Origin of the sequence: Dyella sp. SG562 (assembly GCF_011759495.1) — a bacterium.
GTDB lineage: Bacteria > Pseudomonadota > Gammaproteobacteria > Xanthomonadales > Rhodanobacteraceae > Dyella_D > Dyella_D marensis.
In genome coordinates this window covers 41,025-55,821 of sequence record NZ_JAAOYS010000012.1, presented here as the reverse complement: position 1 = coordinate 55,821, position 14,797 = coordinate 41,025, and the positions used below count along the sequence as shown (strand labels likewise).

The 14,797-nt window shown below is 58.1% G+C and carries 18 protein-coding genes and 1 tRNA gene; 6 read left to right on the top strand and 13 right to left on the bottom strand.

Going from position 1 to position 14,797, the window contains the following annotated elements:
- Positions 1 to 25 precede the first annotated feature (25 nt).
- From FHW84_RS18915 to FHW84_RS18900, 4 genes are all read left to right on the top strand, one after another.
- Complete coding sequence (locus tag FHW84_RS18915; RefSeq protein WP_167257546.1) at positions 26 to 610, top strand: cysteine dioxygenase family protein; 585 nt, start codon at positions 26 to 28, stop codon at positions 608 to 610.
- 26 nt (positions 611 to 636) lie between these two features.
- A tRNA-Leu gene (locus tag FHW84_RS18910) sits at positions 637 to 722 on the top strand.
- Positions 723 to 908: 186 nt separating this feature from the next.
- Positions 909 to 2,150: a tyrosine-type recombinase/integrase gene (locus FHW84_RS18905; protein ID WP_167257545.1), complete on the top strand. Its 1,242-nt coding sequence runs from the start codon at positions 909 to 911 to the stop codon at positions 2,148 to 2,150.
- Positions 2,151 to 2,284: 134 nt separating this feature from the next.
- The gene (locus tag FHW84_RS18900) at positions 2,285 to 2,614 is read left to right on the top strand and encodes a YegP family protein (protein WP_167257544.1); all 330 of its coding nucleotides are present in this window, start codon (positions 2,285 to 2,287) and stop codon (positions 2,612 to 2,614) included.
- 126 nt (positions 2,615 to 2,740) lie between these two features.
- Here the strand turns inward: FHW84_RS18900 and FHW84_RS18895 are convergent, their stop codons facing one another.
- Positions 2,741 to 3,907: a hypothetical protein gene (locus tag FHW84_RS18895; protein ID WP_167257543.1), complete on the bottom strand. Its 1,167-nt coding sequence runs from the start codon at positions 3,905 to 3,907 to the stop codon at positions 2,741 to 2,743.
- Positions 3,908 to 4,133: 226 nt separating this feature from the next.
- On the opposite strand from FHW84_RS18895, the gene FHW84_RS18890 reads away from it, so the two are divergent.
- Together FHW84_RS18890 and FHW84_RS18885 are read left to right on the top strand one after the other, a co-directional pair.
- On the top strand, positions 4,134 to 4,388 hold the full coding sequence (locus tag FHW84_RS18890) for a hypothetical protein (RefSeq protein WP_167257542.1): 255 nt from the start codon (positions 4,134 to 4,136) through the stop codon (positions 4,386 to 4,388).
- Positions 4,378 to 4,722, top strand: a complete 345-nt coding sequence (locus tag FHW84_RS18885) for a hypothetical protein (protein ID WP_167257541.1) — start codon at positions 4,378 to 4,380, stop codon at positions 4,720 to 4,722. The genes FHW84_RS18890 and FHW84_RS18885 overlap by 11 nt, the downstream gene beginning before the upstream one ends.
- A gap of 688 nt (positions 4,723 to 5,410) precedes the next feature.
- Here FHW84_RS18885 and FHW84_RS18880 read toward each other — a convergent pair.
- The 12 genes from FHW84_RS18880 to FHW84_RS18830 form a co-directional block, all read right to left on the bottom strand.
- Entirely contained in the window at positions 5,411 to 5,653 is a 243-nt protein-coding gene (locus FHW84_RS18880; RefSeq protein ID WP_167257540.1) for a hypothetical protein, read from the bottom strand.
- Between the two features lie 111 nt (positions 5,654 to 5,764).
- A complete protein-coding gene (locus tag FHW84_RS18875; RefSeq protein ID WP_167257539.1) occupies positions 5,765 to 5,908 on the bottom strand; it encodes a hypothetical protein in 144 nt (47 codons plus the stop codon).
- Positions 5,909 to 6,532: 624 nt separating this feature from the next.
- The gene (locus FHW84_RS18870) at positions 6,533 to 6,946 is read right to left on the bottom strand and encodes a hypothetical protein (protein WP_167257538.1); all 414 of its coding nucleotides are present in this window, start codon (positions 6,944 to 6,946) and stop codon (positions 6,533 to 6,535) included.
- Between the two features lie 1,172 nt (positions 6,947 to 8,118).
- Positions 8,119 to 8,448 (bottom strand): lytic transglycosylase domain-containing protein, encoded by a 330-nt coding sequence (locus FHW84_RS18865; RefSeq protein WP_208399868.1) that lies wholly within the window; start codon positions 8,446 to 8,448, stop codon positions 8,119 to 8,121.
- 72 nt (positions 8,449 to 8,520) lie between these two features.
- A complete protein-coding gene (locus FHW84_RS23120) occupies positions 8,521 to 8,787 on the bottom strand; it encodes a hypothetical protein (RefSeq protein WP_208399867.1) in 267 nt (88 codons plus the stop codon).
- 363 nt (positions 8,788 to 9,150) lie between these two features.
- Complete coding sequence (locus tag FHW84_RS18860; protein WP_167257536.1) at positions 9,151 to 9,432, bottom strand: hypothetical protein; 282 nt, start codon at positions 9,430 to 9,432, stop codon at positions 9,151 to 9,153.
- Positions 9,433 to 10,348: 916 nt separating this feature from the next.
- Entirely contained in the window at positions 10,349 to 10,561 is a 213-nt protein-coding gene (locus FHW84_RS18855) for a hypothetical protein (protein ID WP_167257535.1), read from the bottom strand.
- A gap of 12 nt (positions 10,562 to 10,573) precedes the next feature.
- Positions 10,574 to 10,720, bottom strand: a complete 147-nt coding sequence (locus FHW84_RS18850; protein WP_167257534.1) for a hypothetical protein — start codon at positions 10,718 to 10,720, stop codon at positions 10,574 to 10,576.
- Between the two features lie 677 nt (positions 10,721 to 11,397).
- The gene (locus FHW84_RS18845) at positions 11,398 to 12,342 is read right to left on the bottom strand and encodes a hypothetical protein (protein WP_167257533.1); all 945 of its coding nucleotides are present in this window, start codon (positions 12,340 to 12,342) and stop codon (positions 11,398 to 11,400) included.
- 389 nt (positions 12,343 to 12,731) lie between these two features.
- The gene (locus tag FHW84_RS18840; RefSeq protein WP_208399866.1) at positions 12,732 to 13,226 is read right to left on the bottom strand and encodes a hypothetical protein; all 495 of its coding nucleotides are present in this window, start codon (positions 13,224 to 13,226) and stop codon (positions 12,732 to 12,734) included.
- Between the two features lie 512 nt (positions 13,227 to 13,738).
- The gene (locus tag FHW84_RS23420; protein WP_167257532.1) at positions 13,739 to 13,951 is read right to left on the bottom strand and encodes an AlpA family transcriptional regulator; all 213 of its coding nucleotides are present in this window, start codon (positions 13,949 to 13,951) and stop codon (positions 13,739 to 13,741) included.
- A 76-nt stretch (positions 13,952 to 14,027) separates the two neighbouring features.
- Entirely contained in the window at positions 14,028 to 14,795 is a 768-nt protein-coding gene (locus FHW84_RS18830; protein ID WP_167257531.1) for a hypothetical protein, read from the bottom strand.
- Positions 14,796 to 14,797: the final 2 nt, after the last annotated feature.

Sequence of the window (14,797 nt, the reverse complement as noted above, 5' to 3'; positions counted from 1 at the left end):
TCGCAACGCCTTTCCCGAGAATCACATGCTTACCGTGGAATTCCCCGGCTGTCGCAAGCTTATCGACGCCATCGACACTGCCGTCAGCAAGCCCAGCACGCACGAGATCACCGACAGCCTGCGCAACAGCCTGTGCCAGCTGATCCGCGGCCAGGAAGTGAAGCTCCCCGACTGCGTCTTCGAAACCATCGAAGGCCGCTACGCCCGCCGCGAGCTCTACCGCAGCGAGGACCACGACTACTGCGTGGTCGCCATGACCTGGGGACCCGGCCAGGGCACCCCCATCCACGACCATTGCGGCATGTGGTGCGTGGAAGGCGTCTGGAGCGGCGCCCTGGAAGTGGTGCAGTACGAGCGCCTGGCCGGCGAGAACGACCAGTGGCGCTTCCAGCCCGTCGGCTCGATCCAGGCCGGCCCCGGTTCCGCCGGCAGCCTGATCCCGCCGCACGAGTACCACACCATCCGCAACCCCAGCGACGACGCCGTCGCCGTAAGCCTGCACATCTATTCCGGCCCCATGACCCACTGCGCCATCTTCAAGCCCGTGGTCGGCGCCACCCAGTGCTACGAGCGCACCGACCGCCAGCTGGGTCTCGACCCGGTCCACTGAAGCCGGCATAATCACTCGCTTGCAATGCCGGTGTGGCGGAATGGTAGACGCGGCGGACTCAAAATCCGCTTCTGGCGACAGAGTGGAGGTTCGAGTCCTCTCACCGGTACCAAGAGGATGTCCCAGGGCGTCCAGCAGAGTCCAGAAAACTCAAAAAAAGCCCGCAAATCTGCGGGTTTTTTTATGCCTGTCGTCCAGGCACGTCCAATCACGTCTCATAGAATCCAGCCCCTTCTGGGGGTATTTTTGGGGGTATCCTGGCTACTCAGCCCCAGGCGCTGGAACGGGATACCCCCAGATGGCTAAGCCGATCACTGACGTTGCGTTGCGCAAAGCGAAGCCACAGGACAAGCCCTACAAGATCGCCGCGGGCAATGGCCTCTACCTGCTGGTGAAGCCTATCGGCTCGAAGCTATGGCGATGGAAATACCGCGTCGCCGGCAAAGAGAAGTTGCTCGCGCTCGGCTCCTATCCCGTCGTATCGCTCCAGGACGCGCGGCAGCGCCACGGAGAGGCCCGCCAGCTTCTCGCCCAGGGGCAGGATCCTAGCGAGCTGCGAAAGGCTCAGAAGACCGCCCGGGTACAAGCAGAGGCCATCGCCTCGGACACCTTCGAGCGCGTGGCCCGTGACTGGATGGCCTATCGCGAAGCGAAGGGCGACACCGCGGAAACTACGGCTGCCAAAGATCGCTGGCGCTTGGAGACCTACCTCTTCCCCCATATCGGCCAGCGCCCCATTACCGAGATTACGGCTATCGAGCTGCGCGATGTGCTCAAGAAGGTGGAGGACGCCGGTAAGCACGAGACCGCGAGCCGGTCGAAGATCACCGCTGGCCAGGTGTTCCGCTGGGCTGTTCTCGAAGGTCGGGCAAACAACGACATTACCGCTAGCCTGCGTAGGCTGTTCGCCACGCCGAAGCCAACCCATCGGGCCACCATCACCGACCCAAAGCAGATCGGCGAGCTTCTACGAGCGATAGAGGGCTTCTCTGGCCAACCGGTAACGCTAGCGGCCCTCAAGCTTGCCCCGTTGGTCTTCGTGCGCCCCGGCGAGCTACGGCAAGCTGAGTGGTCAGAGTTCGATCTGGACGAGGCTATGTGGCGCATCCCTGGCGAGCGGATGAAGATGAAGGCCGCTCACCTCGTGCCTCTCTCCAAGGAAGCTGTGGCGATCCTGCGTGAGCTACACGGACTCACCGGCCACGGGCACTACGTGTTTCCTGGTGTCCGTACTGCTAGCCGCCCCATGTCAGAAAATACAGTCAATGCCGCCCTTCGGCGCCTTGGCTATGCCAACGACGAGATGACCGGCCACGGCTTCCGCAGCATGGCTGCCACCAGGCTCAATGAGATGGGCTGGAATGCCGATGCCATCGAGCGCCAGCTAGCTCACGCGGAGTCCAACAAGGTCCGCGGGGCTTACACCCACGCGGCCCAGTATCTCGATGAGCGTAAGCGGATGATGCAGGCTTGGGCTGACTACCTGGCTGGCTTAAGAGCCGGCGGCAAGGTGGTGACGATCAAGCGCAAGAAGGGCTAAGCCGTCACCTATCCAAGCTCGCCCCATAGAACAACTGACCTATCCAACGCCGATGAATTAGTTGATACGTTCGCCGAGCGCTACCGGTCTCGGTGGTCGGGGCCGGAGTTGCCTCAGTGAACAGGGAGGGTGCCATGGCAGGTCGATATCTCTTGAGACGTTCGGGCACTCAGTACGACTTCGTACTGCAAGCCGCCAACAATAAAACGCTCATCACCAGCGAACGCTACACGACGAAGCAAAGCGCAGAGGCAGGCATTGCATCCGTTAGAGTCAACTCCCCTAACGATGCGCGGTACAACCGGCTCACGGCGAGGGACGGAAGCCCCTATTTCGTGCTGAAGGCCGCCAACGGAGAACCCATCGGCACCAGTGAGACCTATTCATCCACTAGTGCAAGGGATGGCGGGATCGAAGCAACCAAAACCGTTGGCCCAACGGCTCCTGTGGTCGACGAGACTTAAGGAGCTATTCCGTGTTGTCCCGAAGGGCGCCAGCATGGGCGCCCTTTCTATGTCAGACAACACTAGTTAAACAGCGGCGGAAAGGTCTTGGTGATCAAGCAGCATGACCTACCCAAACCCGAGTCATTACCCATCGTCCTTCTTTGACTCTTTCTTAATGGCGGCCACAACAGCCGCCACTATGGTGGATATCTCCTGACTCGGAGAAATTGTCAGCTTATGCCGGTCATAGATCCGCCCGGGTGGGTTGGAGACTGTGGCCAGCGTGTCCTGGCAAAGTTTTGCCAACGGACTTCCCTCGCCGGCCGACTCTCCCACCTCCTTCATCTGCTGCCGGAAACCTTCAAAGGAAGACGAAATCGCAGATTTGTAGCCATAGTCCTCCTCAAGTCGCTTGGCGAGCGCAGACTCTCGACCAGAGTGCAGAGTTAGCCAAAGTAGAGCAGCCGCAACAGGGAGCCTGGCTAACCAAAGACGCACCAACTCGTCGTAGGACAGTACCGTCTGCGACGTAAGGGCATGCCAAAGCCCCGTCAATCCCAGGGCAATCAGGGCGAACAGCGATCCGATGAATACCCACTGCCAACGCCTCTGAGGCATCTTGAATGTTTCGGCCCTTGAATTGAACGCATGCGCCAGTCCAGCACTCGTTGCGCCTGGAAGTAATCCGACAATTGTCTTTAACTGTTGATCTGAGTCCTCAATGAGCTTCGTCAGGCGCTGCTCGTAATAAACGATTGCTGCCTCGAGCTTAGACGCCTTATCGGCAAGGGCCTTTGTATCCTTAGATGCCTGCTGAGATGCTTTTAAAGCCTCGGTAATGGCTCCCGCTGAGGCCTCTGCATTAGACTTGGCCGAGGATATTTCAGTGGCCATTCGCACTGCATCGTCGGACGCAGACTGGCCTCTCGATTTGAGACCATCAATCCCTGCGACATCTGCAGTCGCCTTAGCGACGGCTTGCGCAAGTTCTCCTCGAAGTTTCTCAGACTCAGCTTGCGCCGCCTGCACCACCTTAAGATGCCCCTCAACTGTTGTCTGCACAGCGTCCACTCGTGCTGCTGACGAACTCGCCGTGCTGCTAACTAGTCTCAAGGCATCAGCCTTACTGTTTATGTCCACCAATATTGCTTCAGCAGCACGTCGCGCTTCATCAAGCTGCGCTAGCGCCAGCTTGATTGAATCCTCCACTGAGATTGAATCTTTCAAGACTTGGCTAACTGTCGGCGTGCCCACCTGGCTATCGCCCTGAGGCGGCAAACCAGCCGCCTCCGCTCCCTGTTCCTCAACCATACCCACCCCCTATTCGTGAGTGGGATGACATTAACCGATTTAGGTAATAAAACACGGGGGCCAATAAGGCCAAGAGTGCATTGGCTCTATTAAGCAACCAAAACCTTGTAGGAAAACCCCTATAGCAGGCATCGGCTAATTGGCACTACCCCAGTCGTTTCGCTCGGCATAGGATCGGCCGCACAACCGGGCTGCAACGGCCCGGTCAACCACGGGGGAACAACTCATGCGCAAACTCAGCGTCTTGCTGGCGGGCTGCTTGTTGACTCTTTCCTTTGCCGCGGTCGCCAAGGGCGGCGGTCACGGTAGCAGCCATGCCTCGGTAGTCCACGTTAGCGGTCACACGACCAAGACCGGTACTTACGTCCCGCCCCATTACCGTACGGGAGCCGATAGCTCCAAGTTCAACAACTGGTCCACCAAGGGCAACGTCAATCCCTATACCGGAAAAGCAGGGACGAAGAACCCGTATGGACACTGAGCGCAAACACATAGGCTTGCGTAGCCTTGTTGCAGGCCTCCTGTTTGTCACCCCTCCTACGTTTGCAGGCCTTGCCGATGATCTTGGCGACTTCGTCGGTTACACGATAATTGCCAGCAAGACTATTGATAGGTGGTACGACCCCGATGGGAAGAAAGGCGATTCCTTCGAAGGATGCGAGTTTGATAGAACCATCGTCTTCACGGACGGCAAGGTTCTGCATTGCGCGACCTACCGATATCAGTATGGGTACTACCCTAAGGCGGTCATCCTGTCTGACGGCAGGCAAGTAAAAATGGTTGTCGACAGCCAGATTTACGACATGCGGCTTTAGACGCAAAAAAGAGGGGCCAGCCGCACGGCATTGGCGGTTTGGCCCCTAAGTTTTCGCTTGAGGTGAAACATGAGTCCGGCAGCGTAACCGCCGGGTAGAACGGCGAGGCATCACTTTGCTGCCCAGATCGCAAAGTGAGACAAAGTGCCACTGAATTCCCCAGGCGTGGCGAGGATTACCGATTTTTCGTGGTGGTCGTAGCCGGCAGCCCATAAACGTAATGGCCCAACAAGCCCTACTGCTGTGCAGCTCGTTGGCGAGCAAAGTAGGCATCTATTGCATCGGCTGCCGCGGTGGAGTTGGCCATCTTCTAGCCGACCCTAGTGGCAATGCGGCTGTTGATCGCACCAATGGCGTCCGAGACGCCAAGACCGGCTGTGGCACCCAGGGCTGTCCCAGCAGGACCGAACGTGGAGCCGAGGACGCCACCGATGCCACCACCAATGGCGCGGCCCAGCAGGCCGCCCTTGACCCCGAGGCTAGGCCCAAAGACAGCCTTTGATAGCAACCCGGTAGCCTGCAAATCAGCCGCCGTGCTCGGACCCGATGCTGCCACCTTGGCATCAGAGACAGAGCGCCTCAAGAGGCTATCGCGTAGCCCCTCCAGCTATTGGCGAGCAGCCTTTGCCATTGGATATTGCGCGTCATCGTCCTGACGAAGCAGCTGCTTCACCCGTGCCAGCGCAAGCTATGGATCACCAGAAGCGTTAAGGCCACCTGGAGCATTAGGATCAAGAAGTCCCCCAACCGCTTCCATCGTATTGATCGGCTCAGATGCCTTTGCATACGTGGCCAGATAATCACGATAGCCCGGTGCGACGCGTTCGATAGCGTTGACAATCGAATCCCTAGCAGGTCCATAAGCAAGCGCACCTTGACCGTTAGCGTTGCCGAGCATCTTGGACGCCTCTTGCCTTACGGCATCCAGCATGTCGGTACCGACTTTACCACGTATATTTGCGGCCCCATTGATTGAGTCAATGAGTTCACCCAGCTTGGAACCGTTATTTCCAATGACGCCTAGCGGCCCATTCTTGATGGTCTACAGCGCATCTAGTACAGGCTTGGGGTTGACCATGTTGTTGTCGATGGCCTGGCGTGCCTGAGCAAAGGTGTCCTGCACCCGTTTACTAAACACCCCGTCTTCAAGCTCCTTAAGAGCCGCCCACGCATCATCCTCTTGCATGGCGCCACTCTTCACTTGGCCAACCAAGTTCCTTGCTGACTGGAGCGAGTCAAAATCATTCGCAGACATCCGGCCTGGCTTGTTCAAGAGAGAGTCGAACGCGTCCTATGCGCCGTTCCATCGAACAACGGGGCGCGAATCCGTCAGATACTGCTGCACAAACGGGTCAACCGCAGCGCGACGACTTGCCTTGGCGGCCTGCATATCAGCATCCGTACCTGCCAGTTGCTACACCATCGCTAACCGTGCGTTGTTATTCGCTGCATCCTGCGCCGAAAAGGCTGAAGCCGTAGCTGGGTTGTTCCGCAACGCCCGTTCTACCTGGACCGCCTCGGGGGTCTACAGCACCTATGCAACAGACGGGTTCTCCCCCGGGACAAGCTGGGGAGGACTACGGAGAAGTCCCGCCACAATGGGACTGTTCCCGGTCATGCGCGCTACATTGGCGTTAGCAATGGCATTAGGGTTGGTGATGTGTTGAATGGCATTCTTGACACCGCCAGCTAGCACGCCGCCAGCATCCAAACCGACCTTCATTGCCGGACCGGTGGCCGCACCAAGACCCACTTGCATGGCCTTCTAAGCGCCGTAGGAGGGCGAAGGCGCCCTACCCTCTATCAAGTCCTACAGATTGGTCTGCGGACCGCTCGTGACCGGCTGAGCCGCGCCAATAAGACTGCCTTCCAGCGCGAGTGAACCAAGCTTGCCAGCGTACGTGGTGGCCTTAGGCAGGATACCGAGCGCACGCAGCTCTCCAACGCCAGTGAGCCAAGGAAGCACCTCGCCAACCGCGGCACCAGCGTATGACGCCGTGTTGTCCGGCGTTGCCTGCTGATAGGACTGCTCGCGCCGCTGAATGTAGCTGTCCAGATTGCGAGTCATATCCTTGAGACCACCGCCAGCAATCGGACTCGCGGCGTTGAGGTGCATGACGCCCTGGGCAATGCCAAGAGGAAGATTCCCCAGGTGATGGAGCGCAGCATCTCCCATGTTGTTGCCGAAGTCGTTGATGCGCTGATAGAGCGAGCGCTCGGGCACAGCCTGTGCCTGATTGATAGGGACAGCGGGGTCGGTGCTGGACTGACTCTAAAGATCCGACAACCTCTGTGGCTGGCCAGTAAGTTCAGATAGCCTAGGCATTACTTCACCTCTTCAAGTTCGGGATCAGTCGGATCAGACAGACCGATCACTCTCCACTTCTTGCCATTGACTGGGATAACCTGCCCCATCATGTAGCGCTTGGCTTGGGAATTACTCTTTTGCAGCTGAGCAGCTCCTTTCTGTACCTACCCATGGCTCTTTCCCGCTCCATAAAGCGCATCACCAGCAAGCGATTTGATATCGTCAAGCACTGTCTGTTGTTCAGTGGAGAGGATCTTCAGGCGAGAAGCAGCCAGCGGACCTAGTGCCGTAACAGCCTAGTCATTGATTGCAGTAAGGCGCCCCTGTACTAGATCTGCGAGAGTGCCCAAAGAACCCTGAAGCTTCTCGATGGGCTAGGACGGATCAAGCATCTAGGCAACGTGCTCTCGATCAGCCAGGGCAGAACCCGTCCCAGCAAAGAGCTTCGCGGTTTCGTCACCGATTGACTTAGCGGCCTGCTGATACGCTCCCAATGCTCGCGTGTAATCGGGATCGGTTTTTCCCTACTTGGTCGCCCACCAGTTCTTCGCCTAGTTGTAGGCACCTACGCTGCTCAAATCCAGCTTAGGCATGATGCCCGAGATAGTTTCAAGATGGTTAGCAATCGTCTGGACAGAGCGAATCTGGTTAGCGGGAGCATTGGGTGACGTCGCACTCGTATACTGCTTCGCCGCATTGGCTCGCGCATCGTAATTCGTGGCGTCGAAATCAGGATCAGCCTGCACAACATCCTGCATGAGCTACCAAGACTGTGGATTCTTCAGTGAGAACCCCTTGGGGATCGGATAGCGTCCATCGATAACAGCCTGCGCAAGCTGCTTCCTAGCTGGAGGAAGCGTGTCCAGGTATTGCTGACCCGTGGGGAGACTGCCGTCAGGCATCGGAACAGATGAGGCAGTGCTTGTAACGGTCTATGGCTTTACTCCATAGGCCGCCTCAAGCGCGGCAGGCTACGGAACACCAAGATTAAGAAGCTTTACGTACTTCTCATCTTCGGCATTAGTCGTCTTGGACGGAGTCTGAAAGCTGATGCGACCTGGCGGAAGGCTGGCATCTGAGGAATTCGCCTAGCGGCCAGCTAGCCCCAATACCTTGGGCACGTAACTCTGTGTTTCTGCCGGTGCGCTAGCCAGGGCCGCTTGCTGATTGCCACCATTCGCAGCCAACGCGCGGTCCCAATTTCCCATTCCCCAATTGTAGGCAGCCAATCCACCGGCCGTGCCGTACTTATTGGTCAGGGCGCCGAGATATTGCTGACCGACACGATACGTATCCTGAGGGGTTCCGTTCGTTGGGGCGATGCCAAAGCCTGGGTTGGCAGCGGTGGCCGGCATGACCTGCAGCAGACCCATCGCACCCTTCGGAGATACGGCGTTCGGGTTGCCACCAGACTCCACCTATTGGACCGCGCCGAGCAGCGATGCGGGAGGACCATCTTGAGCGTCAGCAGCCTTTGCCATTGGCTGGCTCTACTGCGACGCATTGTCCTGTAGGTAGGAAGTGTACCCATCGGGGTAGACCTGCATCGCGCCCTTTGACGTATCCCTAAGCTCCGGCTTACCCCCATGGAGCATGAAGAGCACGTTTGCTGCATCCTCGGGATAAGCCCTTCCATATTCATGAACGACAGAAGGTACATCGATGTTGCCATTGGCGTCAGTGTTGTTAGCCAGGGCTTGTCGTAGCGCGCCCTTCTGATCGGCCTCGCGCTTCGCATTAGCTTGCGAGAGCTGCATGTTCGACAAAGTCGCCTACTCAATCGCGTTGGTGTAGCGACGGCGCTGCAGGTCATCAGCGCCCTGCGAGATGCTATCAAGGCCGCCCAGCAGACCGCTTGAGATGGCCTGGAATGGCGTTACGCCACGCTGTCCATTAGCAGCAAGAATGCCAAGACCGGCACGAAGCAGACCTTGGTTAACAAGTGCGCGCTAGTCGTCGTTCGATAGCCCATAACCCGCCGCTGCGGGCTAAGTGCTTCCAAAGAGTGAGTCAAGGAGTCCCATAGTTCATGCCTCCCCGCCGTTCTGGTGAATGCTGCTCATGTGTTTTCCTCAGCGATGTGTGTTTTTGATTGCTTTGATTGTTAGTCAAAGTGGGGGTTAGTGAAGTTGCCGAGATGCTGACTTTCCCATGGCGCTGCCGATGGAAACGACCTTTCCGTCTTCGTCGCTCTCATCGATCAGCTTAGGAACCGGCACTCTCACCTCAATGATTCCTAGAACATGCGTGTATGGAATCCACACCGTCAGTGGCGATGGATCGTCTTCATATCCTGCGACCGTAAAGCCGAGAAGCGAGGGATGAGCGATGTTTACGCCCCAACAGTGCAGGACCGGATGACGTGGGCCGCTTTCTTCCCCGTCAGTGATGGGGAACTGCATAAATTCAGAAGCACCATCCTTATGCAACTAAGCAAGCGGAGACGTGCCGTCAATGATGACGCGGTACTGGAGCCGATAGTCAACGTCGGCGATCTGTGTGCTATTCGTGTTCATGGGCTTTCCTCTCAGTATCCCGGGTAACCCTGGCCGCGGATGGCCTGGCGTACAACCGCCCCAACCGGACGAGTGCCAATACTCAAGCCGGACCCGATATAACCCGCAGGCTTGCCATCAACCTCCCCCAATTGAGGTCGACGCGCCACGCCGCCCAGGAGGCCCGTTGGCGCTTGTGTGCCCTAGGGCTGACCCGGCATGCCACCCGCGAGGCCGGCGAGGATGCTGTAGAGATTCGGACTCTGGCTACCCTGCTGAGACAAGGCCCAAGGACCAAGCGAGGACCAGTCGATTCCTTGAGCCGCCGGCATAGCATTGCCACCGGCTAAGACATTTGAGTAGTTCATGCCCTACGTGTTGCCCGTGTTCCATAGCGGCATATAGGACGCGAGAGACGACGGATCATAGGCCATCTACGGCTAACCACTGAGGAAATTGAATGGCATATGTCACCTCACAGGTAATAACCGAGCAGGCCGATTGCACCGCCGCCGATAGCACCAGCAACATTGCCAATGCCCGGGATCGCAGTTCCCAATGCCGCGCCCGTGGCTGCACCACCCAATCCGGACGCTAGAGCACCGCCGGCACTACGGGGCTGATACGCCGGGTTTGCTCCTGTCGTGGACGATCCAGTGAAGTTACCCGCGATGGCGTTTAGGGCGTTGCCATAGTTGTTGAGCTACTGCTGGGCATAGCCGTAGTTGCGCATATACCAGTCGTTGTAGGCCTGGTTGATGTTGCCTTGATTGTAATCCTGCTGCAGGCCGGCCAAGTTGCTGTACTGCCCCAAGAACTGGCTCTATAGGGCGTTAGCGCCTGTGATGCCCTGCGAGGCATTGAGGATCAAGCCGGCGTTCTGCTGGGCTGCTCCCAGGCGGTTGGCCACGTCCTGCTGATAGAGCGAGGCATTACGCGCCAGATCGGTCTGCTGAGCCTGCACATTGCGATTCAGTGCGTTTTCGGCCAACTGCTGCTGGTTCTGGTAGTCCTGGCCGTAGAGGCTCGTAGACACCTGGCCGAGGTTCTAGGCAAGCGTGTTCTGCGACTGCTGCATGGCGTCGTTGTAGGCGCTGCCACCGAAGGCACCGTTAGATGCGAACTGCGCAGCCATAGCGGGAGCGGTGTTCTTGTTGTAGCTGTCGACGATGTTCTGCTGGGCCTGATTGACCATCTGCCCTAGGTAGGGGTTCTGGCCGGCGTATCGGTTCGTGCCGACGTTCGTAGTCTGGCCCAGGAATGGGTTGGCGCTAGGGTTGACGCTATAGCCGCCGTTGAGAACGTTCTGCAGCTGAGCGGCCTGAGCGGCCTGGTTCGTGCCTTGGCCGGCAGCGCCCTGGCCGGCGAGCGTGAGGGCACCGTTCTGCTGGTCAGAGAGAGGGGCGGTCAGCTGGCCCGGGTACGACTAGTAGGGAAGCTGGTTAACTGCGTTGGTCTGATTGATGAAGCTTTGGTAGTCGTTCCTCAGCCAGTCGGGGATCTAGGTGATCGTCGTGGTGGTGGTGTTCTTTGGTTGGCTGCTGCCGCCCATGGTCGTTGTCCTCTAGCGATAGTGGTTTTGGTTTGAACATGCCGTTACTACAAAGGGCCGTGCATGACCCGGCACGGCGACGGGAGACGACAAGCGGACGGGCTTGTCCCTATATACATAGGTCACGACATGGTGTTTTTCAGTCCCGTTCAGGCTAGGCAGACCACATGGAACGTCCGCAATCTGTTCGCTTCGCATATGGACGACGCGAGCCGATAAGGCCTTTGGAGAACCATCATTTCTATATCCATCCACTTCAGAAAAGATGGTCTTGAACTGGTCTCGTTGATATCGCCCGTTAGCAATGGCCTGCCGGCTCTTTAGGGCCTGACAAAGCCAAATCCGTACGTCCCCGCCTCGTTCGCCGGCCCTGCGTTGCTCATTACTGTTGTTTGCAGTGGGGCGGGCACCAGGCCTGCGCATCCGTCGCCATGAGATGTCGCACGATCCATGGCTGCCCGGACCTGGCCGATAGATAGGCCCGTAAGCGAACGCGAATAGGCGTCAGCGGCCCGCCTGATCCAACCCCATAGGAGGGATAGGTAATTGGCCCGGATCGCCCTGTAGGTCGAAGCGCGCATGTGCAAGAGGCTCGCTCGCTTGTCTTGGGCAAGCTCCGCGCTTCCGAACAGAATCGCCTGCATAGCGTCCGTGATGGCATAGACGTGAGCCGGGGAAGTATTTCCTCGAAGCCCGTACCGCTTCACCACGGGCCAATACCGCGGAACATCTTCCGTTGCGTAAAGCATCAGGATTGCCTCGTGAGGCACGGCCAGCTTGGCAAAGCCCATGGCCGCGATGGCGTCTAAGTCACGCCGTATCCTAGGGGCAATCTGGAAGTTCTTATGCCACCACTTCCGTGGCTTGCGGAATTTGTCAGCTTTAAGAATGGCACTTCCCTTCTTGGCGAGCATCACCTCCCGCCCATCACTATCGCCCGACACTGAGTCATCAGTCTCGTCGTCCTTACAGCCCTTCTCGTCCTTATCTTCAGCGAGCATGGGGTTCCGCCGGTCACGACGCACGACAGATAGGTACTGGCTATCATCGCCCAAGTATTCCGTGTCGGACATGGAGCGTGTGGCGAAACCGCCTTCGTCGCCAGCATCCCACTCAGCAGCGCTCTCCGCCGTAAGCGAGCCGCCCCGCTTATCGAACGTCCGCCAGCTCGATTGGACGGACATAGCCGTCCCTAACCGCTGCGCGATCATGTCGATGATTGCCCGCTCCCGCTCGTCAATGGTCCGTCCACCATTTCGAGACATGCTTTAGTCACCCCTGACGCTGGCGATCTTGCCAAGCGGCGGCCAACCGTTCCTGCCGGCGGTAAGCCCAGCAACGATAGGGAACGACGAACAGCTCGCAGCTGCCGAGGGCGAACCGTTTTACTTCTCGGGATCGGTTGTTCCAGCCAGGCTTGCGGTCAGCGGCAGCTAGCGCCTGTTGCACCTCTAGGGAAAGCTCGGTCCTCCGCGTCATGGAGTGAACTCCACGCACGAAAAATGGCCGCCGGGCAGCAGAGCATCTTTAAGAGCTGCTTTCAGAGCGAAAAGATGGAGCGAGAGGCCAGAGCCGAGAGAGCACCCCTTGGTATATATCTTAGAGGTGCCCACTGAGCGGGGTAGACTTACCCGATTATCGGGTCGATTGAACTTCATTTCGCGACCCTCATAGCGTGGTCTTGCCCAATCACCGGGGCAGACTTGCCCAATGAGCGGGGTGGCAGTTGCGTTTCTGTCTTCACAGGAATGACCTCTATGGAATGCCGCCACTTGCCTGATGCAACCCTCGTAGGCGAGATATCAGGATGAGCCTTGCACTCGTCAATCGGCCGCCAAGTAAAGGCGTATAAGCTCGGGCCGTGCAGGCCGCCCTGCCGGGTCTGCTCGATCATCCCAGCCTGCACAAGCTCCTTAATCGCTTTGTGCAGCGTGTCCTTGGACCGCCAGCCGCGGGCCTGCATCCAGGACCACGGCGCTGCGAGATCCCCATTGTTGTAGCCGGTGAACCGAGCGCCGAGATCCAAAATAAGTGCCTTCGCCTTGGTCGAAAGGCTGAGGAAGTTGTGACTCTTGAGCACATCGGTGGGAACGGGCAAGAAAGTGCCCGTCTCCGTTCGTCCCTTGGACTTACGTAGCGTGCGGGTCATGAGTCACCCTCTCCCCAAGCCGCTATGCGCGGGCACACAAAAGGGGTTAGCCACAATCGGACTCCTTGATTGCCCTGCCCACGTACCGGCGTGCCTGCCTCACAAGGTCATCTGCGACAACGACGTTCCACGACAGATCGCAGGTACCTTTGGCGTAGGTACTGAGCCGCAAGCTGGCCTGGTCCAGGAGATCCAGGACTTCGCCTAGGGATATGTCCCGATCCATACGCAGGACGTGGCCAAGGCCGCTCATAGGACCTCCCCCTGTACCACCCCATAGGGGTGACCGCTGGACGAGCCTTTAGGGGCAAACCGCGCGGGCCTCAGGGGGTCATTAGTCCAAAAGAAGACCCGCTTCTTGCCCCAACCTGCCTCCGCCATCTCTGCAACCGTCAGGCAACGACGATTTGGCCCATGTGGACCTGTGCGATGGGCGTCAAAGGTTCGCTCAGAAGTGAAGTGCTCGCCGCATGCTGTGCACTGACAGCGGGGACCGCGAAGGACGGGCCTATTCATGCCACCGCCCCACGAGAGGCAGCGATTCGATCAGCGCACCATTGGTCAACTTCGGACTCTACCCAGGCGCTAACGGCGTCGCCGAGCTTTACATGCCCGGGAAAGCGGCCAGCGGTCTCCAAACGGTAGATCTGAGACCGGCTAAGGCGCGTGCGAGAGAGAACGTCAGGAAGGCGGAGGAAGCGGATAGGGACGGGGATGGATTCCATGGGCGCACCTTGTGGTTAGGCAGCGCCAGATTGCCCCTCTCGTTCCGACCATTCACCGCAGTTGCGGCATGATCTACTAGTTGCGGCGCCCGGTCCCTTCACGCCCTGAACTGCCCCCAAAAGTCTTTTCTATGGCAGAAAACACTGTCTCCAAGTTCCGCTTGCTGACACCATCAAAAGAGCTGTAACGCTCCTCCAGCGCGCCAATAACCTTGGTTGGGTTGAGAAAATTTCCACCTTCCTTATCCATAAGAAGCGCTCGCATTGCTGCAATGATCCCTAAATAACTTCGCTCCTTCCGCGGATGCAGCAGCGCGGGTTTACTCACATCTGACCTGAAGCAAAGTTCGTCGCGGCTAACCTCCATGGGTACTTCCTTCATGAACCCACCATTCTCATGGCCATGAACGTCTACCCACTGCTCTTCCGGTGGCGCATAAAACTTAAGCGGGTACCTCGCCGAAGCGTCATGGGCCGCAATCCATGCCTCAAGGCCGTTTAGCGGCATTTTGCCCCGAGTCAACAACTCAGCAACCTCCTCAGGCCAAAGCCCGACCCACCCCATTACGTGATAGCGTGGCAGCTTCTCCGGAAGACCAGATCTCGGAATAAGGCCGCGCGGATCATTCCAACGTGAACCAAGGTCCACCCAAGACACGTGTGGGAAAGATTCCTCTGACCAAGGAGGCAGGAATCGATCTTGGCTTCCATAAGCCAAGACATCATTGACGTAGACGAAACAAGGAAAATCATCTAGCCGCGAGAGAATCTTCGCGCGTAGAGATGATTCTGTTAGCCCAAGCTCCTTCGCCTTGGTGGCGAAATCGATAAAGTCAAAATCCATTG

Coding starts and splice junctions, on each gene's coding strand:
- FHW84_RS18845 (WP_167257533.1), bottom strand. CDS start 12,342: ATGTCTCGAAATGGTGGACGGACCATTGACGAGCGGGAGCGGGCAATC.
- FHW84_RS18905 (WP_167257545.1), top strand. CDS start 909: ATGGCTAAGCCGATCACTGACGTTGCGTTGCGCAAAGCGAAGCCACAG.
- FHW84_RS18830 (WP_167257531.1), bottom strand. CDS start 14,795: ATGGATTTTGACTTTATCGATTTCGCCACCAAGGCGAAGGAGCTTGGG.
- FHW84_RS18880 (WP_167257540.1), bottom strand. CDS start 5,653: ATGCTGGATGCCGTAAGGCAAGAGGCGTCCAAGATGCTCGGCAACGCT.
- FHW84_RS18840 (WP_208399866.1), bottom strand. CDS start 13,226: ATGACCCGCACGCTACGTAAGTCCAAGGGACGAACGGAGACGGGCACT.
- FHW84_RS18875 (WP_167257539.1), bottom strand. CDS start 5,908: ATGCAAGAGGATGATGCGTGGGCGGCTCTTAAGGAGCTTGAAGACGGG.
- FHW84_RS18885 (WP_167257541.1), top strand. CDS start 4,378: ATGGACACTGAGCGCAAACACATAGGCTTGCGTAGCCTTGTTGCAGGC.
- FHW84_RS18890 (WP_167257542.1), top strand. CDS start 4,134: ATGCGCAAACTCAGCGTCTTGCTGGCGGGCTGCTTGTTGACTCTTTCC.
- FHW84_RS23120 (WP_208399867.1), bottom strand. CDS start 8,787: ATGCAGCTCTCGCAAGCTAATGCGAAGCGCGAGGCCGATCAGAAGGGC.
- FHW84_RS18860 (WP_167257536.1), bottom strand. CDS start 9,432: ATGCAGTTCCCCATCACTGACGGGGAAGAAAGCGGCCCACGTCATCCG.
- FHW84_RS18895 (WP_167257543.1), bottom strand. CDS start 3,907: ATGGTTGAGGAACAGGGAGCGGAGGCGGCTGGTTTGCCGCCTCAGGGC.
- FHW84_RS18900 (WP_167257544.1), top strand. CDS start 2,285: ATGGCAGGTCGATATCTCTTGAGACGTTCGGGCACTCAGTACGACTTC.
- FHW84_RS18850 (WP_167257534.1), bottom strand. CDS start 10,720: ATGGTCAATCAGGCCCAGCAGAACATCGTCGACAGCTACAACAAGAAC.
- FHW84_RS23420 (WP_167257532.1), bottom strand. CDS start 13,951: ATGGAATCCATCCCCGTCCCTATCCGCTTCCTCCGCCTTCCTGACGTT.
- FHW84_RS18915 (WP_167257546.1), top strand. CDS start 26: ATGCTTACCGTGGAATTCCCCGGCTGTCGCAAGCTTATCGACGCCATC.